The organism is Stenotrophomonas sp. P5_A9 (genome assembly GCF_056400525.1).
The window spans coordinates 116790-137485 of sequence record NZ_JBFULC010000001.1 but is presented as its reverse complement, the minus strand read 5'-3'; the positions used below and the strand labels follow the sequence as shown (position 1 = coordinate 137485).

Here is a 20696-nt window from a genome sequence, read left to right as displayed (position 1 = left end):
GGCATGGAAGGCCGCACCGGCGGCCGCGGCGGGATGCGCGGTTTGTTCAAGCCCGGCCGCGCCATTGTCGCGAGCATGGCCGCTCCTTTGTATGGAGCAGGTCGATGAAGCGATGGTGGTTGGCGTTGTATGCGCCGGGAATGCTGCTTGGATGCGTGGGAATGGCCACGTGGTGGGTGGGGTATGCAGCGGGATCGGCCCTGTGGCTGCTGCCGGGGTTGGTGCTGGCCATCGCCGTGTCGTGGCTGGCCGAGCGCTGCTGGCCGTATGACCCGGCCTTCAACGCACGCCAGGGCGATGCGGGCCGCGATGCCGTCCACGCGCTGGTGAATGAAGGGTTGAACCTGCTGGCGATCGGTGCGATTCCGCTGGTGGCCACGTGGGTGCCGTGGCAGCTGTGGCCGACGCACTGGAGTGTTGTGGCGCAGGTGGTGCTGGCGATCGTCGCCGCGGACCTGGGCATCACCCTGGTGCATTACGCCAGCCATCGCTGGGCCTGGCTGTGGCGGTTGCATGCGGTCCACCACAGCGTGACCCGCATGTATGGGTTCAACGGATTGATGAAGCACCCGCTGCACCAGACGGCCGAAGCCTTGGGCGGGGTGCTGCCGCTGCTGTTGCTGGGCATGCCGTACCCGGTGGCGGCGGTGCTGGCCTTCGCCATTGCCATCCAGCTGCTGCTGCAGCACTCCAACGTGGACATGCGGCCGGGCTGGCTGGGCAAGGTGATGGCATGGGCCCCGCTGCATCGGTTCCACCATATGCGCTATGGCACGGCCGGCGACGTCAATTTCGGGCTGTTCCTGACCGTCTGGGACCATCTGCTGGGCACCGCGTTTGATGCGGACTACCGGATGCGGGTGGACGATCTGGGCATCGGCAGCCAGCCGGATTATCCCAAGGATTACCCAGGGCAGCTGCTGGCCCCGTTCCGTGCATTGCCGCATGGGGAGGCACCGCCGCCGCCGCCGGGGCTGGAGCGGTCGTCGCGGTAGTGCTGCAGGTGCAGGCGTGACAGATGCTCGGCACGCACGCCGAACATGCGCCGCAGGCTGCGCGAAAAATGGGCCAGGTCGGCGAAGCCGGCGGCATGGGCGCAGGCGGTGAGGCTGTGGTCCTCCATCACCAGGACCAGGGCCTGGCGCAGCCTGCGCCACAGCACCAGGCCGCGCAGCGATACCGCCAGGTCCTGCTGGAAGCGGCGGTGCAACTGGCTCTCGGACAGGTGCGCGGCCGCTGCGATGGTCGTGGCCGCGACGCGTTCGGGCAAGTGCGCATCCAGCGCAGACAACGCTGCCTGCAGCCGTCGGTCCAGCGGTGTGCGGGCGATCAGGGTCGACAGGCAGGGCAGCAGTGCCACCGGATCGCAGGGGAGCTGCGGCAGCTGGGCCTGCAGATGCGCCAGGTCGACATGGCTGGGTTCCAGCCACAGCGTGCAGCCGCGCGCGGGGACGGCAAGCACGGCATGTGACTGGAAGGAGGGCAGCAGCATGCGCGGCCCGGACCGCATGCCGTCTTCGTCCTCTATCGTCCACTGTCCGGTGTCAGCCAGCAGGATCTGATGCGCGTAGTGGGCATGGGCACCGGTGGCGCCGGCATGGCCCTGCAGCAGGGCGAAATGCGCACCGAGCAGCAACGTGCCGGTCCAGCGTTGCTCGTTCACCACCACCACCGCATTCTGCGCATCATCACGTCGACATGGCAGGGTTGCCTGTGTCCAACAGGGTAGCGGAAACACGGTCGCCGCCCCATCGCAACGCTCACCGGGAACGACGCAGGGCCGCCCATAGGCCCAGGGCAAGCAACGAGACGCACCCGCCTGCGATGCACACACCGCTCCACCCGTAGCTTGCATACATCGCGCTGCCCAGCACCGCACCCAACCCGCTGCCGGCGGCATAGAACAGCATGTAGGCGGCGATCACCTGTGCCTGCGCGTGCGGCGCGGCGGCCAGGATCAGGCTCTGGTTGGTGACATGCAGGGCCTGCACCGCCAGATCGAGCAGCAGCACGCCCAGCACCAGCCAGCCCAGGTGCAGCGACAGCCCCGCCAGCGGCGCCCAGCTCAGCAGCAACAACAGCAACGCCGCGCCGGTCACGCGTTCGGCATGGCCTTGATCGCTCCAGTGCCCGCTGCGTGAAGCGGCCAGCGCACCGAGCAGGCCGACCAGCGCGAATGCGCCGATCGCGGTGTGGTCGAGCGCATGCGGCGGTGCGCTCAGGGGCAGCGCCATGCTGCTCCAGAACAGCCCGAACGCAACGAACATCAGCAAGCCCAGCACGCCGCGCCGGCGCAGCACCGGTTGCTGGCGCAGCAGTGCGAACAGGGACAGCTGCGGCGTTGCGGCCGGTATCGGCAAACGTGGCAGGCGCACCCACAGCAGCACGCCGCTGACCACCATCAGCGCGGCCGACAGCAGGTAGACCGCGCGCCACCCGGCCAGGTCGGCAACGCCACCGGCCACCACCCGCGCCAGCAGCAACCCGATCACCACCCCGGCCTGGGCGGCACCCACTACGCGGCCGCGCTCGTGCGGATCGGCGGCGGCGGCCGCGTAGGCGATCAGGCCCTGGGTCATCGCGGTGCCGAGCAGACCCAGCGCGAGCATGCCCAGCAACAACGCCAGCGGGTTGCCGGCGCAGGCGACGCCGAGCAGGGCCAGCACCAGCGCCGCGTTCTGCACCGCCATCAGGCGGCGCCGGTCGCGGCGGTCGCCCAGCGGCACCAGCCACAGCAGGGCCAGCACCGAGCCGAGCTGGGTAGCGGCGATCACCACGCCGATCCGCGCGGTGCCGATGTGCAGGTCCGCTGCCAGCGCATCCAACAGGGGCTGGGCGTAGTAGACGTTGGCCACGCTGAGCCCGGCGGCACAGGCGAACAACAGCAGCAGGGGCGTGGCGGTACGGGGCAGGGAGGCGGCATGCGACATGCGGTGGTCTCAAATTAGAACCAGTTGATTCTGGCGCACGCGGTTCTAAAATRAAACCACTTCTGGAGGGCCCGCCATGAATGACGATCCGAACCTGACCTGCCCGGTGGCGCGCGCGCTGGACGTGGTGGGCGATCGCTGGTCGCTGCTGATCGTGCGCGACGCCTTCGACGGCGTGTGCCGTTTCAGCGATTTCCAACGCAGCCTGGGCATGTCGCGCAGCATGCTCAGCCAGCGCCTGCAGGCCTTGCAGGACTCCGGCGTGCTGGCACAGCAGGCGGCGGCCGATGGCAGCCGTTACCAGGACTATGTGCTGACTACGCAGGGCCGGGCGCTGTTCCCGCTGGTGGTGGCGCTGCGGCAATGGGGCGAGGGCTTCCTGTTCGCCGAAGGTGAACCGCGTTCGCAGTTGCTGACGCTCACCGAGGGCCGTGAACTGGCCCCGCTGCTGCCGCGCGACGCAGACGGGCAGGTGCTGGAGCCGACGGCCACCCACGTGGTGAAGCCCCCGGCAGGGTGATCGCAAGCCGCCGCACGCGCCTGCGAATCTGAACACGCTGTTGACAGGCATGAACAGGGTGGACGACTCTTCACCGGATGGGTGCCGCCTGCGGCGCCCACCGGACAGCATGGCTGTATCGACGGGCGGAGGGGCCTGGTCGTAGCTGCGTTGCCCCGGGTAGTACCCGATACCGGCCTGCAAAGGCCGGGATCCGCCATCTTGGCGCTGCACCCTTCTGCGGCACGACTCCCTGGATTTTTTGCGTAAGCAAAGGTGTTTCGCCCGCTCATGAAAACGATTTCAAAGCCACTGGCCCTGACGGCCGCCATCACGCTCTCGCTCGCCGCTTCGGCCTGGGCATCCTCGCCGAAGGTCGCCGACAGCGGCGATGCCTTCACCGTGCTCAGCCTGGAACAGGCGCCGGACTGGCTCGATGCCAAGGACGTCGCCGCGCAGTTGCAGGCCCTGAACGTGGACGCGCTGACCATCGGCAACGTGCACCGTGCCGCCGATACGGCTGAAAGCAGCCGCGCGCCGGATCCGCTGGAAGCGCTGGCCGACCAGCTGGGCTACACCTATCGTTTCGTCAGCGCCGATCCGGCCTCGGCCGAGCGCCGCGGCAGCATCGTGATCTCGCGCCTGCCGGTGGAAGCGGCTTCCGGCATCGAAGCCCCGGGCCTGAACTACCTGCGCTTGAACGACGGCCGCCACGTGGTGGCGCTGTATACCCGCACCGCCGATGGCGACGCGACGGGCGCCGCGTTCAAGGCGCTGGTCGATGCATCGCGCGTGGGCGCCCCGGCGGTCCTGCTGGGCGCCGATGAGGCCGGCGCACGCGCGGCCGGCTTCGAGGCGCGTGGTGAGGACACCTATTCCAATGGTTTCCAGTCCGCCTCCCGCACGTCGGTGAAGCTGCGCCTGGATGCCGGCAAGACCGCGCTCAAGGGCACGCTGCTGACGTTGGACTACGCCGCCCCGGTCGGTGGCGACACGCCGTGGATGGATACCTCGCTCAACGCCGATGCACGCGCCCGCCTGATCGTGGCGAAGATGACCGACGATGAGAAGTTCCAGATGCTGCACAGCTACTTCGGGCTGGGCAAGGATGGCGGGCCGTTGCCGGAAGGCGCGGTCGGTTCGGCCGGTTTCGTGCCGGGCGTGGCGCGGCTGGGCATTCCGTCGCAGCAGTCGGCCGATGCCGGCGTGGGCGTGACCAACCCGGGCGGCATCCGCAAGGGAGACCACGCCACGGCGATGCCGTCCGGTCCGTCCACCGCGTCCAGCTGGAACCCGGAAGTGGCCTTCGCCGGTGGCGCCACCATGGGCCGCGAGGCCTGGCAGCAGCGCTTCAACATCCTGCTGGCCGGCAGCGTCAACCTGCAGCGCGATCCGCGCAATGGCCGCAACTTCGAGTACGCCGGCGAAGACCCGCTGCTGGCCGGTCGCCTGGTCGGCGAGTCGATCCGTGGCGTGCAGAGCCAGCACGTCATGTCGACGATGAAGCATTTCGCGCTCAACGACATGGAAACCTCGCGCAATTTCCACAGCGCCGAGATCGGCGAGCAGGCCATGCGTGAATCGGACCTGCTGGCCTTCGAGATCGCACTGGACATCGGCAAGCCCGGCTCGGTGATGTGCTCCTACAACCGCATCAACGGCACCTACGGCTGCGAGCACGATTACCTGATGAACCAGGTGCTCAAGCAGGAATGGAAGTTCCCCGGTTTCGTGATGTCCGATTGGGGCGGCGTGCACAGCGGTTCGAAGGCGGCACTGGCCGGCCTGGACCAGCAGTCGGCCGGTGAAGTGTTCGACAAGGCGGTGTTCTTCGATGAACCGCTGCGCCTGGCCGTGGCCGGTGGCGTGGTGCCGCGCGCCCGTTTGGACGACATGGTCAGCCGGATCCTGCGTGCGATGTTCGCCAACGGCAACTTCGACGTGCCGCCGCAGCACCAGCCGATCGACGATGACGCCGGCTTCGCGGCCGCCCAGCGCACCGTGGAAGAAGGCAGCGTGCTGCTGCGCAATGCCAACAACGTGTTGCCGCTGGGCCCGGAGGTCAAGCGCATCGTGATCATCGGTGGCCACGCCGACAAGGGCGTGATCGGTGGCGGTGGTTCGTCGATGGTCGGCTGGACCGCCAAGGGCACCAACGCGGTACCGGGCGTGCTGCCGACCACCTGGCCGGGTCCGGTGATCTTCCACCCGTCCTCGCCGCTGGAAGCGCTGCGCGCCGAGCGCCCGGACGCCAGCATCGAATACGTGGATGGCCGCAACGTGGCCGCCGCCGCGCGCGCTGCCGCCGCGGCGGATGTGGCGATCGTGTTTGCAACGCAGTGGTCGGCCGAGTCGGTCGATCTGCCGCACATGAAACTGCCCGACAACCAGGACGCGCTGATCGCCGGGGTGGCCAAGGCCAACCCGAAGACGGTGGTGGTGCTGGAAACCAACGGCCCGGTCGAGCTGCCGTGGCTGCAGCAGGTGCCGGCGGTGCTGCAGGCGTGGTACCCGGGCATCCGTGGCGGCGAAGGCATTGCCGCGCTGCTGACCGGCAAGGTCAATCCGTCCGGCCGCCTGCCGGTGACATGGCCGGTGGATGCCAGCCAGCTGCCGCGCCCGGAAGTGAACGGGCTGGGCTTCAATCCGAAGCACAAGCCGGACGACACCATCGACTACAACATCGAAGGCGCCAACGTCGGCTACAAGTGGTTCGCCGCCAAGGGCCTGGTGCCGCAGTTCGCGTTCGGCCATGGCCTGTCGTACACGCAGTTCAGCTACGACAACCTGAGCGCCACCTCGATGGGCCAGCGCCTGGTCGCCACCGTGGATATCCGCAATACCGGCAAGGTCGCCGGCGCGGACGTGGCGCAGCTGTACCTGAAGATGCCCGATGGCAGCACCACCCCGATCCGCCTGATCGGTTTCCAGAAGGTGATGCTGCAGCCGGGCGAGTCGCGCCGGATCCGCATCGAAGCCGAACCGAAGACGCTGGCCAGCTTCGATACCGCCGACAAGCAGTGGAAGATCGCTGAAGGCCGTTACGAACTGCAGCTGTCGCGCTCGGCCAGCGAGCCGCTGCAGACCACGCCGATCGTGTTGAGCGGTGGTGTGGTGCGCTGAGCAAGGCAGGTACCGGCCAACGGTCGGTACCTACCGATGCGGGACGGCCAACGGCCGGCACCGACCGGTCCCGGCGTCCGGGCAGGTCACGACCGCTGGTCGTGCCTGCCGTCGGGTTCACCCCGGCAGATGCTGGCGCAGGTGCGCCAGCAGCAACTGCACCCGGCGCGAGGGATGCGCGGTGTTGGGAAACACCGCATACACGCCCTGGCGCGGGAAGCGATGCCCACGCAGGATCGGCAGCAGCCGGCCTGCGGCGAGGTCATCGGCGATCAACCACTGCGGCAACACCGTCGCCCCGGCCCCGGCCAGCGCGAAGGCGCGCAGCGTGGACGCATTGTCCACGGTGACCACCGCGTCGGCCGGATTGCTGGCAAACAGCTGATCGCTGCCATCGGGCGCGATCAGGGGCAGGTCGGCCAGGCGGGGATAACCCAGCCGAGGCAGCGTGCGTACCCAGTCCGGGCTGTCGCGCGCGGCCGCATCGGGCAACGCAGACAACAGTGACGGCGCGGCCACCGCGCACAACGCATGCTCGTCCAGCAGGGTGGCGCGCAGTTCCGAATCGGCCATGCGCCCGAGCCGGATCGCCAGGTCGAAGCGCTCGGGAATCAGGTCGGCATGCGTCGGCGAGGTCGACAGGTGCAGGCGCAGCTGCGGGTGCTGGGCGCGGAATGTTTCCAGCAGCGGCACCAGCCTGGCGCTGGCGTATTCGGGTGTGGTGGTCAGGCGCAGCGTGCCGCGCAGCTGCTGTTGTTCGCTGCGGGCTTCCTCGATGGCCTGCTCGGCGGTGGCCAGCATGGCCACGCAATGCTGGTGGAAGCGCTCGCCGGCCTCGGTGAGTGCCAGGCTGCGGGTGTTGCGCACCAGCAGGGTGACGCCCAGCTCCTGTTCCAGCCGTTTGAGGTTAAAGCTCACCACCGCCTTGCTGTGGCCCAGCTGTTGCGCGGCTGCGGTGAGGCTGCCGGCATCGACCACGGCTTTGAAGATCTCGAAGCGGTCCAGGCTGACCATCGCCTTGCCTTTGAATGTCAAAAATAATTTGACAGTCTTGCATCGGATGCTCGGTTTATCCAGCGCTTCCCGGCGCGCATGCTACGCCCTCGTCAACGGAGCGCGCCATGACCTACCGGGCCAAAGTGGAAGGGCTGTACCTGCTCGGGTTCTCGCTGGACCTGGTCAACATGTTCATCGGCAACGTCGCCTATCCGGCGCTTGCGGCCGAGCTGCATGCCTCGGTGCCGCAGCTGGCGTGGATCGGCAACGCCTACATGCTCGGGCTGACGCTGGTGATTCCATTGGGTGGCTGGTTGGCCGCGCGGCTGGGCGAACGGGTGCTGCTGTGCCTGTCGCTGGGCGTATTCGCGCTGGCGGCGATCCTGGCCGGCAGCGCGCCGACCATCGAGGCGCTGATCGGCTGGCGGTTGCTGCAGGGCCTCGGTGGTGGGTTGTTGATTCCGGTCGGACAGGCCATGGCTTACCGGCATTGCCCGCCGGCCGAACGGGGTCGGTTGACCGCGCGGATCATGGCGGTCGCGCTGCTGGTGCCGGCGCTGTCGCCCGCGCTGGGCGGCTGGCTGGTGGGGCTGGGATCGTGGCGCTGGGTGCTGTGGGCCAGCGTTCCACTGGCGATGCTGGCCCTGGTGCTGGCGGCGATGTGGATCCGGCCCGAAGCGAGGCTGGCGTTGCCGCGCCTGGATCGACGCGGGCTGGTGCTGGGCTCGCTGGGCCTGAGCCTGCTGCTGGTGGCCTTGAGCCTGATCGCCGAAGCGCAGCAGCGCGCGCAGGGCATTGCGCTGCTGGCAGCGGCCGCAGGCATTCTGATCGTCTATGCACGCACCGCCCGGCACACCGCGCAGCCGGTGCTGCAGTGGACGTTGCTGCGGCATCCTTCGCTGCGGCTGGCGATGTTGATCTACCTGCTGGTGCCGGGCACCTTCATCGGGACCCAACTGGTGGCGACGTTGCTGCTCAGTCGGCTCGGCTACAGCCCGGCCAGCATCGGCGGCTTCATGCTGCCGTGGGCGCTGGCTTCGGCGTGTGCTATTGCCACCACCCGTAGCGCGCTGCCGCGGATCGGCCCACGCGTGCTGCTCAGTGCCGGCATGGTCTGCCAGGCTGCGGGCATCGCGCTGCTGCTGGGCGTGCAGCCCTCGCAACCGCTGCTGGCGGTGCTGGCGTTCGCGCTGATGGGCCTGGGCGGCAGCCTGTGCAGCAGCACCGCACAGACGCTGGCGTTCCAGGGCCTGGCGCATGAAGAACTGATGCCGGGCAGCGCGTTGTGGAATCTCAATCGCCAGCTCAGCTTCTGCCTGGCCGCCGCACTGCTGGCGTGCGTGCTGGGTGCATTGACCGCCGTGCTGCCCGAGCGCGCGTTTTTCCTCACGCTGCTGCTGGCCAGCGGCATGACCCTGCTGCCACTGCCGCTGCTGTGGCGGATACCGGCAGCGTCCCTTTCCCTGCGAGCCAATCCCACATGACCCCTGCACAGACCGAACGTTCCCACGCCGCCTTCGATGAGGTGCGCATGCTGCACGTGCTGATCGAAGACTGGTTCAACGCGCGCCTGCCGGCCAGTGATCTGGAACGGCTGCTGGCACGTTTCAACGACGACTTCAGCATGGTCGGCATCGGCGGAGTGCGCCTGGACAAGCCGGCACTGGCGCGCTTCTTCGCGGGCGCGCATGGACGGCGGGCAGGCCTGCGCATCGAGGTGGCCGAGTTGGCGGCGATCGCGCTGCCGGGCGGTGCCTGTGCGGTGCGCTACCGCGAAGACCATACCGACCATGCCGGGGTAGCGACCCGGCGCGAAGCGCTGGCAGTGCTGGTCGCCGGACACGACGGTGGGCTGCAGTGGGCGGCTTTGCAGGAAACGTCGGTTGGCGCATGAATGCGCGCAATGGCGACCTTTGGCACCTACCCGGGCCGTGCGCCCGGCGCTAGGCTGCAAAGGTTCGTCGCCACCATCTGCCGGGAGAGAGCCCATGCGTGTCCGTGTCGTGCCTGTCGTGCTGTTGAGTTTCATGGTTGCCGCCAGCGTGTCGGCGCAGACCTCGCCGATGACCCCGGACATCCCGGCCAAGGGCTTCGTGACGCCGACCGCGCACGATGACTACGACAAGCGCGTGGTGATGGTGCCGATGCGCGACGGCACAAAGCTCTACACGGTGATCGTGGTGCCCAAAGGCGCCAAGAATGCCCCGATCCTGCTGACCCGCACCCCGTACGACGCGGCCAACCGCGCCAAGCGCATCGACTCGCCGCACATGCGTGACATCCTGCCCCAGGGCGATGAGGTGTTCGTCGACGGCGGCTATATCCGCGTGTTCCAGGACATCCGCGGCAAGTACGGTTCCGAAGGCGATTACGTGATGACCCGGCCGCTGCGCGGGCCGCTCAACCCTACCAAGGTCGACCATGCCACCGATGCGTGGGACACCATCGACTGGCTGGTCAAGCACGTGCCCGAAAGCAACGGCAAGGTCGGCATGCTGGGGTCCTCGTATGAAGGCTTCACCGTGGTGATGGCGTTGACCAACCCGCATCCGGCGTTGAAGGTGGCCGCGCCGCAGAGCCCGATGATCGATGGCTGGATGGGCGATGACTGGCTCAACTACGGTGCCTTCCGCCAGGTCAACTTCGGCTACTTCACCGGCCAGCTGGCCAAGCGCGGCAAGGGACCGGCGATTCCCAGCGTGGGCTACGACGACTACACCACTTTCCTGCGCGCCGGGTCGGCCGGCGACTATGCCAAGGCCAACGGACTGGACCAGTTGCCGTGGTGGCACAAGCTCATCGAACACCCGGCCTACGACGCGTTCTGGCAGGCGCAGGCGCTGGATGCGCAGATGGCCAAAACGCCGCTGAAGGTGCCGACCATGTGGCTGCAGGGCCTCTGGGACCAGGAAGACATGTGGGGCGCGGTGCACAGCTATGCGGCCATGGAACCGCGCGACAGCAGCAACACGCTCAACTACCTGGTGATGGGCCCGTGGCGGCACAGCCAAGTGAACTACGACGGCAGCAATCTGGGCGCGCTCAAGTTCGACGGCGATACCGCGCTGCAGTTCCGCCGCGACGTGCTCAAGCCGTTCTTCGACCAGTACCTGGTGGATGGCGCGGCCAAGGCCGATACGCCGCCGGTGCTGATCTACAACACCGGCGAAAACCACTGGGACAAGCTGCAGCAGTGGCCGCGCACCGCCGCACAGTCCAAACCGCTGTACCTGCGTGCTGGAGGCAAGCTGTCGTTCCAGGCGCCGCAGCCGGGTGAGGCGAACTACGAGGCCTACGTGTCCGATCCGGCCAAGCCGGTGCCGTTCGTGCCGCGCCCGGTGCGCTTCGCCGACCGCGACATGTGGACCAGCTGGTTGGTCAAGGACCAGCGTTTCGTGGACGGGCGCACGGACGTGCTGACCTTCGTCAGTGAACCGCTCACCGAGCCGCTTCGCATCGGCGGGGCACCGCAGGTGAACCTGGCGGCGGCCACCAGTGGCAGCGATGCCGACTGGGTGGTGAAACTGATCGACGTCTATCCCGACCAGACACCGTCCACGCCCGAGATGGGCGGCTACGAGCTGGCGGTATCCATGGCGATCTTCCGTGGGCGCTACCGGGAGAGCTTCAGCGATCCAAAGGCGATCGCAAGCAATCAGGTGCTGGATTACAGATTCGGCCTGCCGACGGCCAACCATGTGTTCCAGCCCGGTCATCGGGTGATGGTGCAGGTGCAATCGAGCCTGTTCCCGCTGTACGACCGCAACCCGCAGACCTTCGTGCCCAACATCTACCTGGCCAGGCCGGGCGATTACCAGAAGGCCACGCAGCAGGTGTGGCATGCACCACAGCAGGCAAGCTTCATTTCGCTGCCGGTGTATTGAGCGCTGCAGGGCCCGCCGCCGGTTGGCGTCCGATGACGCTGTGATCGATCCGGTAGTGCCGGCCGCTGGCCGGCTCCTCGTGATCCTGGAAAGAGATTCGAGGCGCCGAGCAACCGTCGGCGCTATCGGAATTGCAGGCGGCCACGACGCATTGCATTGCATCGGCCACCCCCAGGCGCTAGCGTGCAGCTCCGCTGTTGATTGATGTGATCCATGAAACGGATAGTCGGGTTGTGCGCGCTGTTGTCGCTGGCGACCGGCGTGCAGGCCGCGCCGGCGGAGACATTCTCTGCGCTGGCGCATAATTTTTCCGCCGAGGCGCTGATCGATGTCGATGGGCGGCTGCGGGTGGCGCCCAACGGTGCGCGACTGCAGCGGCTGTCCGCGGATCGCTGGCTGCGCATGCAGGGCGAGGGCACGCCGCAGCAGTGGTTCGATGACGCCGGCACGCTGCTGCGCGAGGACCCGGGATATATCGAATACGGTGAACGCTTCGCGCTGCCTGGGCAGCCTGCGGATCAGCCGTTGTGGCAAGCCTTCCTGATGGATGCCGAGGGCGTGCGACGTGGCCATGCCGTGGTGAATGCGCTCGGGCAGGTGCGTTGGCCAGCATTGCAGGAGGGCCAATGGCAGCCGCTGGCGGTACCCGACCGGGTGCTGTGGAATGCCAACGCGGGGCCGTTGCGCTTCTTCGACATGGCTGGACACGAGGTCATGGCGATGGACGAGCACGCCTGGCAGTGGGTGGCCGGGCCGTTCCCGGGGCGCCCTGTCTACGTATTCTGCGGTGCCCGGGACGGCGCAACGTGTCAGGTGCAGGACGAGCGGGGCAAGGTGCTGTTCGTCGATGACATCGATGCGCTGCTGCCGGTGAGCGATGGCGGTTGGTGGCTGCGGCAGCGCGACCTTTGGCGGCGGGTGGATGCGCGGGGACGGTCGCTGGATGCCGCGCGCTACCAGCAGGGCGGGTTGTATCCGCGCTTCCGGCAGTACGGCGGCAGTGCCGGCCGGCGTGACTGGCCCGGGGAGGTCACGCGCTACGCCACGGGGAGCGAGCAGGACACGCCCGAGCGTGGCTGGCTGCTGGCCGACGGACGCTTCCAGCCGCTGCCTACGCAGGACCGCCGCTACCGACGGGACTACTGCGGCGGGCGCTGGTGGATCGGTGACGCGGACCGCAGCGGACCTCCGCAGGCGGTGACCGATGCGGTCGCTGCGGTGTTCGACGCGCCGGATGAGGCGACGCGGCAGGCGCCGCCGTGGCGGGTGCGCCCGGCGGACGGATCGCGTCGCGCGGCGGTGCTCGACTGCGCGGGACGGACCCTGTTCGCGCCGTCGAACGTGGTCGATCTCGACGCGGTTGGCGGTGGGGTGCTGGGTACCCTGGCGGGCGAGCGTTCGCCCCGGCTGTGGTGGAACGGCGGCGCCGCACACACGGTGCCTGCGGGGCTTGCGATCGACGATGATCATGTGGCGCCGCCGCTGCTGCTGCTGTGGGACCACGTTGCAGGGCAGAACCGGCTATACAACCTGCAGAGCGGCAAGGTGGTCGGGCGCGCCTTCAGCGGGGTAGAGCATCTGGATGCACGCCGGCTGGTGTTCCGCCGCGATGGGCAGCAGGGCCTGATGCTGGCCGATGGCAGCGAGCCGCTGGCCCAGACCTTTCTGGAGGTTCTGCCGTGGGGCGAAGACCGCACCTGGACGCGGCGTTACCTGGAGGATGGGGGAGAGGAGCTGACGTTGCTGGACGCCGACTACCACGTATTGATGCGACGACGGTTGCTGTTCACCGGCGTGACGTTGGAAACGACGTGGCGCGGCGCTGTCCAGGGCCAGGCGGTGGCTCGCGTCAACCTGGGAACGATGCAGTTGGTCGATGGCCCCTATTTCGTCCAGCAATGGCTGGACCGGAACGGGCAGGTGCTGGTCAGCGATATCAGTTGCCCGGCGCCTGGCGATGAGGTGCTTGCGGGCGGCGCAGGGGTGCTGTTGGGCAAGGGATGGCGGGTGGATAGTACGCCGCGGCAGCCGTGCAGATTGCCGGATGCGTTGATGCCGGTGCTGCGGGGCGGCGATGTGACGCCAGCGATGCGGTAGTGCCGGCCGCTGGCCGGCTCCTCATGAGCGTGGACGGATGTCCGAGGAGCCGACCAACGGTCGGCTCTACCAGGACAGCCGGTCAGCGTCGGCATCACCCAAGGCAGCCGACCGGCGTCGGCATTACGCGAGGCAGCCGACCAACGGTCGGCTCTACGGCGGTTACGAGCCTGACACGCTCGGGTAGTCGGTGTAGCCGTGCGACCCGCCGCCGTACAGCGTGTCCGGGTCCAGCTCGGACAAGGCGACGCCCAGGCGGAAGCGCTCGACGAGGTCGGGGTTGGCGATGAACGGACGGCCGAAGGCGATCACATCGGCGTAGCCCGAGGCGATGGCCGCTTCGGCGGTGTCCTTGGTGTAGCCGTTGTTGGCGATCCACGCGCCCTTGAACTTCGCGCGCAGCGCCTGGTAGTCGAACGCGATGTTGTCGCGCGGGCCGCCGGTGGCGCCCTCGATGACATGGATGAAGGCCAGCGGACCGATCGCGTCCAGACGCTCGACGGCGCGTTCGAACAGCGGCTGCGGTTGCGAGTCGTGGGCGTCGTTGGCCGGGGTCACCGGCGACAGGCGCACACCGGTGCGTTCGGCGCCGATTTCCGAGGCAATCGCACGGACCACTTCATCGAGCAGGCGCGTACGGTTCTCGATGCTGCCGCCATATTCGTCAGTGCGCTGGTTGCTGCCGTCCCGCAGGAACTGGTCGATCAGGTAGCCGTTTGCGGCGTGCACTTCCACGCCGTCGAAACCGGCGGTGATGGCATTGCGTGCGGCCTGGCGGTAATCCTGGATCAGCGCTGGAATCTCCGACAGCTCCAGTGCGCGTGGCACCGAAACGTCTTCAAAGCCCTTGGCGGTGAAGGTCTTGGCCTTGGCCTGCAGCGCGCTTGGCGCGACCGGCACCTGGCCTTCGGGCAACAGGCTGGTGTGCGAGATGCGGCCGACATGCCACAGCTGCAGCACGATCTTGCCGCCGGCGTCATGCACCGCATCGGTGACTTTCTTCCACGCGTCGATCTGGGCCTGGTTGTAGATCCCGGGCGTATCCAGATAGCCCTGGCCGAGCGGGCTGATCTGCGTGGCCTCGGCGATCAGCAGGCCGGCGCTGGCGCGCTGCGCGTAGTACTGGATGGCGAGCGGGTTGGGCACGCGCCCTTCGATGGCGCGGTTGCGGGTGAGGGGTGCCATGGCGATGCGGTTGGCGACCGCGATCGCGCCGAGACGGGTAGGGGTGAAAAGGGGGCCGTCGCTGGGAGAAGTCATGTGCATACCTTGGGGGAGGAGGGCGCCGCGAATGCGCAGCGTAGATGTTGGAGATGTGGACGTACGACCGCCAGCATAGGGGCCGGTGCGTTGCAGCGATGGGAAGCATTGTTGCGGGCGCCCATGTGCACGTTCTGTAACGCCGTTGAGGCGTACGGTGATGGCCGATGCAGGCGATGCCTGCCCCGTATTCCAACCAGAGGTACAACGCGATGATTGATTATCAGCTCAAGGGCAAGGTGGCGATCGTGACCGGTGGCGTGTCCGGCATCGGCCTGGCAGCGGCCGAACTGCTCGCCGCATCCGGCGCGGCGGTCGCGGTGTGGGACTTGAAGGAGGAGGCGGTGCAGAAGACCGCCGAGGCGCTGCGCAGCAAGGGTGCAAAGGCGATCGGCATCGCGCTGGATGTGACCGATGAAAAGGCGGTGGACGCGGCGGTGCAGCGCACCGTGCAGGAACTGGGCGGGCTGGATATCGCGGTCAACAATGCCGGCATCGGCGGGCCGTCGGCAACCAGCGGCGACTATCCGGTGGACGGCTGGAAGCGGGTCATCGACGTCAACCTGACCAGCGTGTTCCTGTGCCAGCGCGCGCAGATCCAGGCGATGCGCCGCGGTGGCAAGGGCGGCAGCATCATCAACATGGCCTCGATCCTGGGCCAGGTCGGATTCAACAAGTCGGCCGCCTATGTGGCGGCCAAGCACGGCGTGGTCGGGCTGACCCAGACCGCTGCGTGGGAGCATGCCAAGGACAGCATCCGCGTCAATGCGGTGGGCCCAGGCTTCATCGCCACGCCACTGCTGGACAAGATGGATCCCACGGTAAAGCAGGCACTGGAAAGCAAGCACGCGCTGGGCAGGCTGGGCAAGCCGGACGAGGTCGCTGCACTGGTGGCATGGCTGGCCAGCGATGATACGTCGTTCGCCACCGGCACCTATTACGCCATCGACGGCGGCTACCTGGCGCAGTAAGCGCGGCGCTCCCGGCCTCGGTTCCTGCGGTACGGTCGTGCGGCGTTTCCCAACCCCGCATGACCGTGCACATCCGCCTCACGCCTCCCTTCACGGTGCTGCCACGGCGGCCACGCAAGGCTGGGCCGAACAGGTAAGGAGCGGCGGATGGGACTGGAACAAGATCTATCGATCCTGCTGCGGATTGCCGCAGCGATGGTGTTTGGCGGCCTGATCGGCATCGAGCGCGAGATGGGCAAGCACGCCGCCGGGCTGCGTACGCACATGCTCATCGCCGGGGCGGCCGCGCTCATCGTCGGCCTGGGCGACAGCATCGCCGAACACTTCCAGCAGGAGCGTTACCGCGACCTGCTCCAGGTCGATCCGGTGCGTTTGATCGAAGCGGTGATCGCCTGCGTCGGATTCGTCGCGGCCGGCACCATCCTGCGCGGTACGCGCGACGACCAGGTCAGCGGCCTGACCACCGCCAGTTCGTTGATCATGTCCGCCTCCATCGGCATTGCAGTGGGCATCGGCGAGTACGTGATCGCCATCGGTGTCTGCATCCTGTGCCTGATCGTGCTGGCCGTGTTCAGCCGTATCGCCAAGAAACTGGAGCCCTCATGAGCAGCGAACGTCCGTTCGAGATCCAACGCATCGACCACGTAGTACTGCGCGTGCAGGACTTGCCGCGCGCGGTGCACTTCTATCGTGACGTGCTGGGCTGCACGGTGGCGCGTGAGCGGCCATCGCTGGGCATGGTGCACCTGCATGCTGGCGCATCGATGATCGACCTGGTCGGTGTCGACGGGCCGCTGGGCGTGCAGGGCGGTGCAGCGGCGGGCGAGCAGGGCCGCAATGTGGACCATGTCTGCCTGCGCGTGGAGCCCTTCGATGTGGCCCATCTACGCGAGCATCTGCAGACGCACGGGGTGGCGTTGACCGGYAAGCCGGCCAGCAACTATGGCGCCGAGGGCGATGGCATGTCGGTGTTCCTGCGCGATCCCGACGGCAATGGCGTGGAGCTGAAAGGTCCGGCGAGCGACTGCGGTTGCGGATAATGGTCATACCAAGCGGGTCGGTGATCGCTATGGTTTAATGGGCTTGTCGCTCCCGTCGTAGTCGGGTGTCGATGGTTCTGTGCCCGTTCCGGGGAAGTGGTCATACCACATCTCCGGTGGTTGCAGAGCGCTGCCGGCACGCGATGAACATCGCGCGGCCACACCTGACCGTTGCTGATGAGACCCGCCGATGCTGGCTTGGACGTTCCCCGATCCCGATACCGGTCGTGTCCGGTGCTTGTGCGTGTTCGCGCCGGTGACGACGTGAAGCACGAACGCCTGTCTGACCGGGTGGCCGTGCAGCTGCGCGAGCTGGTCCATGCCCGGAACCTGCAACCCGGCGATCGGCTGCCGGCCGAGCGTGCGCTGGCGGTGCAGCTGGGCGTATCGCGCACGGCGCTGCGCGAAGCCATCGCCCAGCTGTCCAGCCAGGGCCTGCTGACGGCGCGGGTTGGTGGCGGCACCTACGTGAGCGTGCCGATGGCACGTACGCACCCGGGCGTCGACGCGTCGCTGTTGCCCTACCTGCCGGTGTTCCAGAACGACCCGGAGTACCGCTTCGATGTGCTGGAGATCCGCCATGCGCTGGAGGGTGCGACCGCCTGGCACGCCGCGCTGCGCGCCACCGACGCGGACCGGGCGAAGATCCGTGCGGCCTTCGAGCACATGCTCGCCGCGCACGGCAAGGACGATCCCGCCGGCGAGGCGCGCGCGGATGCGGCCTTCCACCTGGCCATCGCCGAGGCCTCGCACAACCTGGTGCTGCTGCAGGTGATGCGTGGCCTGTTCGAGCTGTTGCAGACCAATATCTCGCAGAGCCGTGAACGGCTCTACACCTCGCCCCGCACGTTTGAGCCGCTGTCGACGCAGCACCGCGAGCTGATGGACGGGGTGCTGACCGGCGACCCCGAACGCGCGCGCGCCGCCGCGCATGCACACCTGGCATTCGTGCACGCCTCCCTGCGCACGCTCGATGACAACGAGGCCCGGCGCGCCCGCGCATCGCAGCTTCCTCCTGCCCACGGTTGACCCATGATCATTGCCGCCTCCACCGATTACCGCGCCGCCGCCCAACGGCGGCTGCCGCCGTTCCTGTTCCACTACATCGATGGTGGCGCCTATGCCGAGCACACGCTCAAGCGCAACGTGTCCGACCTTGCCGACATCGCGTTGCGGCAGCGGGTACTGCGCAACGTGGCCGAGCTGAGCCTGGAGACCGAGCTGTTCGGCGAGCGCCTGGCGATGCCGGTGGCGCTGGGCCCGGTCGGGCTGACCGGCATGTATGCGCGCCGGGGGGAAGTGCAGGCGGCACGGGCGGCGGCCAGCCGCGGCATTCCGTTCACCCTGTCCACGGTGTCGGTGTGCCCGATCGAGGAAGTGGCACCGGCCATTGATCGTCCGATGTGGTTCCAGCTGTACGTGCTCAAGGACCGCGGTTTCATGCGCAATGCGCTGGAGCGGGCCAAGGCCGCCGGGGTGACCACGCTGGTGTTCACCGTGGACATGCCCACCCCGGGTGCGCGCTACCGCGATGCGCATTCGGGGATGAGCGGTCCGCGTGCGCCGTTGCGGCGCATGCTGCAGGCCGTGACCCATCCGCGCTGGGCGTGGGATGTGGGCCTGTTGGGCCGCCCGCATGACCTGGGCAACATTTCCACCTACCGGGGCAGCGCTACCGGCCTGGCCGATTACATCGGCTGGCTCGGCAGCAATTTCGACCCGTCCATTTCCTGGAAGGACCTCGAGTGGATCCGTGAGTTCTGGACCGGTCCGATGGTGATCAAGGGCATCCTCGATCCGGAGGACGCGCGCGATGCGGTGCGCTTTGGCGCCGATGGCATCGTGGTGTCCAACCACGGCGGTCGCCAGCTGGACGGCGTGCTGTCCACCGCACGGGCGTTGCCGGCGATTGCCGATGCGGTCAAAGGGGAGCTGAAGATCCTGGCCGACTCGGGCATCCGCAACGGGCTGGACGTGGTGCGCATGCTGGCGCTGGGCGCCGACAGCGTGCTGCTGGGTCGCGCCTTCGTGTACGCGCTGGCGGCGCAGGGCGGGGAGGGCGTGGCGAACCTGCTCGACCTGATCGCCCGGGAAATGCGCGTGGCGATGACGCTCACCGGCGCGACAACCATCGCCGACATCAGCCGCCAGTCGCTTGCCGAAGTCACCCGGTACACGCAGGTGTCGCGGTGAGGGGGGCCGCCGGTACCGGCGCATTGCTGGCCCAGCTCCGCGACATCGTCGGTGCCGCCCATGTGCTCAGCGGCGACAAGCCGACCCGACGCTTCCGCAAGGGCTACCGCTTCGGCGATGGCCCGGTGCTGGCGGTGGTCCGCCCGGGTACGCTGGTGGAGCAGTGGCGGGTGCTGCAGGCGGTGGTCGCCGCGCAGGCCATCGTCATCATGCAGGCGGCCAACACCGGCCTCACCGGCGGGTCAACGCCCGATAGCGCCGACTACGACCGCCCGGTGGTGATCCTCAACACGCTGCGCCTGACCGGCATCCAGCTGCTCAACGACGGCCGCCAGGTGGTGTGCCTGCCCGGGGCCACGCTGGATCGCCTGGAGCAGGCGCTGGCGCCGCTGGACCGCGAGCCGCATTCGGTGATCGGGTCGTCGTGCATCGGCGCCTCGGTATTGGGCGGTGTCTGCAACAACTCCGGGGGTGCGCTGGTGCGGCGCGGCCCGGCGTACACCGAGCTGGCCTTGTTTGCGCAGGTGGACGCGCAGGGGCAGTTGCAGCTGATCAATCATCTGGGCATTGCGCTCGGCGAAGATCCGGAGCAGATGCTCGAACGCCTGCAGCGCGGCGACTACACCGCCACCGACGTGGACAACCACAGCGGCCGCGCAGCCACCGATCCACGCTATGCCACCCAGGTGCGGCAGGTGGATGCGCCGACCCCGGCGCGCTTCAATGCCGATCCGTCGCGTCATTTCGAAGCGGCCGGTTCGGCGGGGAAGCTGGCGGTGTTCGCGGTGCGCCTGGATACCTTCGAACGCGAGCGTAGCGAGGTGTTCTACATCGGCAGCAATGCGATGGAGGACCTGACCGGCATCCGCCGCCACCTGCTCACCGCCTTCGAGCGCCTGCCGATCTCCGGGGAGTACCTGCATCGGGAGGCGTTCGATATCGGGCAGCGTTACGGCAAGGACACCTTCCTGCTGATCGACCGGCTCGGCACGGCGCGGGTGCCGGCCGCGTTCGCACTCAAGAGCCGCATCGATGGCTGGTTCGAGTCGGTGGGGTTGCGCGGGGTTACCGATCGGCTGCTCCAGGCGGCGATGCAGCTGTTGCCCGCGCACCTGCCGCCGCGCATGACACAGTTTCGTGACCGCTACGAGCACCATCTCCTGTTGAAAGTATCCGCAGTGGATGCCGCCGCGACGGACGCGTTCCTGCGCGCGCATTTTGCCGATGGGCAAGGCGACTATTTCCACTGCACGGCAGAGGAAGGGCGCAAGGCGTTCCTGCATCGCTTCGCGGTGGCCGGTGCCGCGGTGCGTTATCGCGCGGTGCATCGCGACGCGGTGGAAGACATCGTCGCCCTCGACGTGGCGCTGCGCCGCGATGACCGGCAGTGGATGGAGCAGCTGCCGGCGGCACTGGAGGCGCGGTTGGCCGGCAAGCTCTATTACGGGCACTTTCTATGCCACGTCTTCCACCAGGACTACATCGTGCGCAAGGGCGAAGACCCGCTGGCGATCGAGCATGCGATGTGGGCGCTGCTGGACCAGCGCGGTGCGGAGTACCCGGCCGAGCACAATGTCGGCCACCTGTATCCGGCCAAGCCGGCGCTGGCGGCCTTCTATCGCCAGCTGGACCCGACCAATGCGTTCAATCCCGGCATCGGCCAGACTCCAAGGCACGCGCACTGGCGGTAGCGCCAGCCCACG

Annotated in this window: 17 protein-coding genes; 13 read left to right on the top strand and 4 right to left on the bottom strand. The window is 68.0% G+C overall.

Annotated elements, in window-relative coordinates; all coding sequences use genetic code 11:
- Nucleotides 1–104 precede the first annotated feature (104 nt).
- Entirely contained in the window at nt 105–995 is an 891-nt protein-coding gene (locus AC1DR7_RS00650; protein ID WP_457317901.1) for a sterol desaturase family protein, read from the top strand.
- Here AC1DR7_RS00650 and AC1DR7_RS00645 read toward each other — a convergent pair.
- Nucleotides 905–1663 (bottom strand): helix-turn-helix transcriptional regulator, encoded by a 759-nt coding sequence (locus AC1DR7_RS00645; RefSeq protein ID WP_457317900.1) that lies wholly within the window; start codon nt 1661–1663, stop codon nt 905–907. The two genes, AC1DR7_RS00650 and AC1DR7_RS00645, sit on opposite strands and share 91 nt — an antisense overlap.
- A gap of 97 nt (nt 1664–1760) precedes the next feature.
- On the bottom strand, nt 1761–2930 hold the full coding sequence (locus AC1DR7_RS00640) for an MFS transporter (RefSeq protein ID WP_457317899.1): 1170 nt from the start codon (nt 2928–2930) through the stop codon (nt 1761–1763).
- Nucleotides 2931–3006: 76 nt separating this feature from the next.
- Between AC1DR7_RS00640 and AC1DR7_RS00635 the strand changes: the two genes are divergently transcribed.
- Together AC1DR7_RS00635 and AC1DR7_RS00630 are read left to right on the top strand one after the other, a co-directional pair.
- Complete coding sequence (locus AC1DR7_RS00635) at nt 3007–3450, top strand: winged helix-turn-helix transcriptional regulator (RefSeq protein ID WP_457317898.1); 444 nt, start codon at nt 3007–3009, stop codon at nt 3448–3450.
- Between the two features lie 270 nt (nt 3451–3720).
- Nucleotides 3721–6552, top strand: coding sequence for a beta-glucosidase (locus AC1DR7_RS00630; protein WP_478052559.1), 2832 nt, complete (start codon nt 3721–3723; stop codon nt 6550–6552).
- Between the two features lie 117 nt (nt 6553–6669).
- Here the strand turns inward: AC1DR7_RS00630 and AC1DR7_RS00625 are convergent, their stop codons facing one another.
- Entirely contained in the window at nt 6670–7566 is an 897-nt protein-coding gene (locus AC1DR7_RS00625; protein ID WP_457317915.1) for a LysR family transcriptional regulator, read from the bottom strand.
- A 107-nt stretch (nt 7567–7673) separates the two neighbouring features.
- Here AC1DR7_RS00625 and AC1DR7_RS00620 point away from each other — a divergent pair, with 107 nt between their 5' ends.
- The 4 genes from AC1DR7_RS00620 (at nt 7674) to AC1DR7_RS00605 (ending at nt 13529) form a co-directional block, all read left to right on the top strand.
- Nucleotides 7674–9032: an MFS transporter gene (locus tag AC1DR7_RS00620; protein ID WP_457317896.1), complete on the top strand. Its 1359-nt coding sequence runs from the start codon at nt 7674–7676 to the stop codon at nt 9030–9032.
- Nucleotides 9029–9442, top strand: coding sequence for a DUF4440 domain-containing protein (locus tag AC1DR7_RS00615; RefSeq protein WP_457317895.1), 414 nt, complete (start codon nt 9029–9031; stop codon nt 9440–9442). The genes AC1DR7_RS00620 and AC1DR7_RS00615 overlap by 4 nt, the downstream gene beginning before the upstream one ends.
- Nucleotides 9443–9536: 94 nt before the next feature.
- Nucleotides 9537–11432, top strand: coding sequence for a CocE/NonD family hydrolase (locus tag AC1DR7_RS00610; RefSeq protein WP_478051425.1), 1896 nt, complete (start codon nt 9537–9539; stop codon nt 11430–11432).
- A 213-nt stretch (nt 11433–11645) separates the two neighbouring features.
- Entirely contained in the window at nt 11646–13529 is a 1884-nt protein-coding gene (locus AC1DR7_RS00605) for a hypothetical protein (RefSeq protein ID WP_457319280.1), read from the top strand.
- A 162-nt stretch (nt 13530–13691) separates the two neighbouring features.
- Here AC1DR7_RS00605 and AC1DR7_RS00600 read toward each other — a convergent pair whose 3' ends face one another.
- Complete coding sequence (locus AC1DR7_RS00600; protein WP_457319281.1) at nt 13692–14789, bottom strand: alkene reductase; 1098 nt, start codon at nt 14787–14789, stop codon at nt 13692–13694.
- A gap of 212 nt (nt 14790–15001) precedes the next feature.
- On the opposite strand from AC1DR7_RS00600, the gene AC1DR7_RS00595 reads away from it, so the two are divergent.
- From AC1DR7_RS00595 to dld, 6 genes are all read left to right on the top strand, one after another.
- Nucleotides 15002–15760: an SDR family NAD(P)-dependent oxidoreductase gene (locus tag AC1DR7_RS00595; protein ID WP_457319282.1), complete on the top strand. Its 759-nt coding sequence runs from the start codon at nt 15002–15004 to the stop codon at nt 15758–15760.
- 147 nt (nt 15761–15907) lie between these two features.
- Nucleotides 15908–16366 (top strand): MgtC/SapB family protein, encoded by a 459-nt coding sequence (locus tag AC1DR7_RS00590; RefSeq protein ID WP_256774191.1) that lies wholly within the window; start codon nt 15908–15910, stop codon nt 16364–16366.
- Entirely contained in the window at nt 16363–16800 is a 438-nt protein-coding gene (locus AC1DR7_RS00585) for a VOC family protein (RefSeq protein ID WP_457319283.1), read from the top strand. The genes AC1DR7_RS00590 and AC1DR7_RS00585 overlap by 4 nt, the downstream gene beginning before the upstream one ends.
- Before the next feature lie 264 nt (nt 16801–17064).
- Nucleotides 17065–17829 carry a transcriptional regulator LldR gene (gene lldR / locus AC1DR7_RS00580; protein ID WP_457319284.1) on the top strand — a complete coding sequence of 255 codons (765 nt, stop codon included), beginning with the start codon at nt 17065–17067 and terminating at the stop codon, nt 17827–17829.
- A 3-nt stretch (nt 17830–17832) separates the two neighbouring features.
- Nucleotides 17833–18993, top strand: a complete 1161-nt coding sequence (gene lldD / locus AC1DR7_RS00575) for an FMN-dependent L-lactate dehydrogenase LldD (RefSeq protein ID WP_478051680.1) — start codon at nt 17833–17835, stop codon at nt 18991–18993.
- Nucleotides 18990–20684, top strand: coding sequence for a D-lactate dehydrogenase (dld, locus tag AC1DR7_RS00570; RefSeq protein ID WP_478051679.1), 1695 nt, complete (start codon nt 18990–18992; stop codon nt 20682–20684). Before lldD ends, dld begins: the two co-directional genes overlap by 4 nt.
- Nucleotides 20685–20696: the final 12 nt, after the last annotated feature.

Bases quoted from the DNA above. Each gene is read 5' to 3' on its own strand.
- AC1DR7_RS00615 (WP_457317895.1), top strand. From the start codon at position 9,029: ATGACCCCTGCACAGACCGAACGTTCCCACGCCGCCTTCGATGAGGTG.
- AC1DR7_RS00650 (WP_457317901.1), top strand. From the start codon at position 105: ATGAAGCGATGGTGGTTGGCGTTGTATGCGCCGGGAATGCTGCTTGGA.
- AC1DR7_RS00590 (WP_256774191.1), top strand. From the start codon at position 15,908: ATGGGACTGGAACAAGATCTATCGATCCTGCTGCGGATTGCCGCAGCG.
- AC1DR7_RS00640 (WP_457317899.1), bottom strand. From the start codon at position 2,930: ATGTCGCATGCCGCCTCCCTGCCCCGTACCGCCACGCCCCTGCTGCTG.
- AC1DR7_RS00635 (WP_457317898.1), top strand. From the start codon at position 3,007: ATGAATGACGATCCGAACCTGACCTGCCCGGTGGCGCGCGCGCTGGAC.
- AC1DR7_RS00610 (WP_478051425.1), top strand. From the start codon at position 9,537: ATGCGTGTCCGTGTCGTGCCTGTCGTGCTGTTGAGTTTCATGGTTGCC.
- AC1DR7_RS00625 (WP_457317915.1), bottom strand. From the start codon at position 7,566: ATGGTCAGCCTGGACCGCTTCGAGATCTTCAAAGCCGTGGTCGATGCC.
- AC1DR7_RS00600 (WP_457319281.1), bottom strand. From the start codon at position 14,789: ATGACTTCTCCCAGCGACGGCCCCCTTTTCACCCCTACCCGTCTCGGC.
- AC1DR7_RS00620 (WP_457317896.1), top strand. From the start codon at position 7,674: ATGACCTACCGGGCCAAAGTGGAAGGGCTGTACCTGCTCGGGTTCTCG.
- AC1DR7_RS00605 (WP_457319280.1), top strand. From the start codon at position 11,646: ATGAAACGGATAGTCGGGTTGTGCGCGCTGTTGTCGCTGGCGACCGGC.
- AC1DR7_RS00595 (WP_457319282.1), top strand. From the start codon at position 15,002: ATGATTGATTATCAGCTCAAGGGCAAGGTGGCGATCGTGACCGGTGGC.
- AC1DR7_RS00630 (WP_478052559.1), top strand. From the start codon at position 3,721: ATGAAAACGATTTCAAAGCCACTGGCCCTGACGGCCGCCATCACGCTC.
- lldD (WP_478051680.1), top strand. From the start codon at position 17,833: ATGATCATTGCCGCCTCCACCGATTACCGCGCCGCCGCCCAACGGCGG.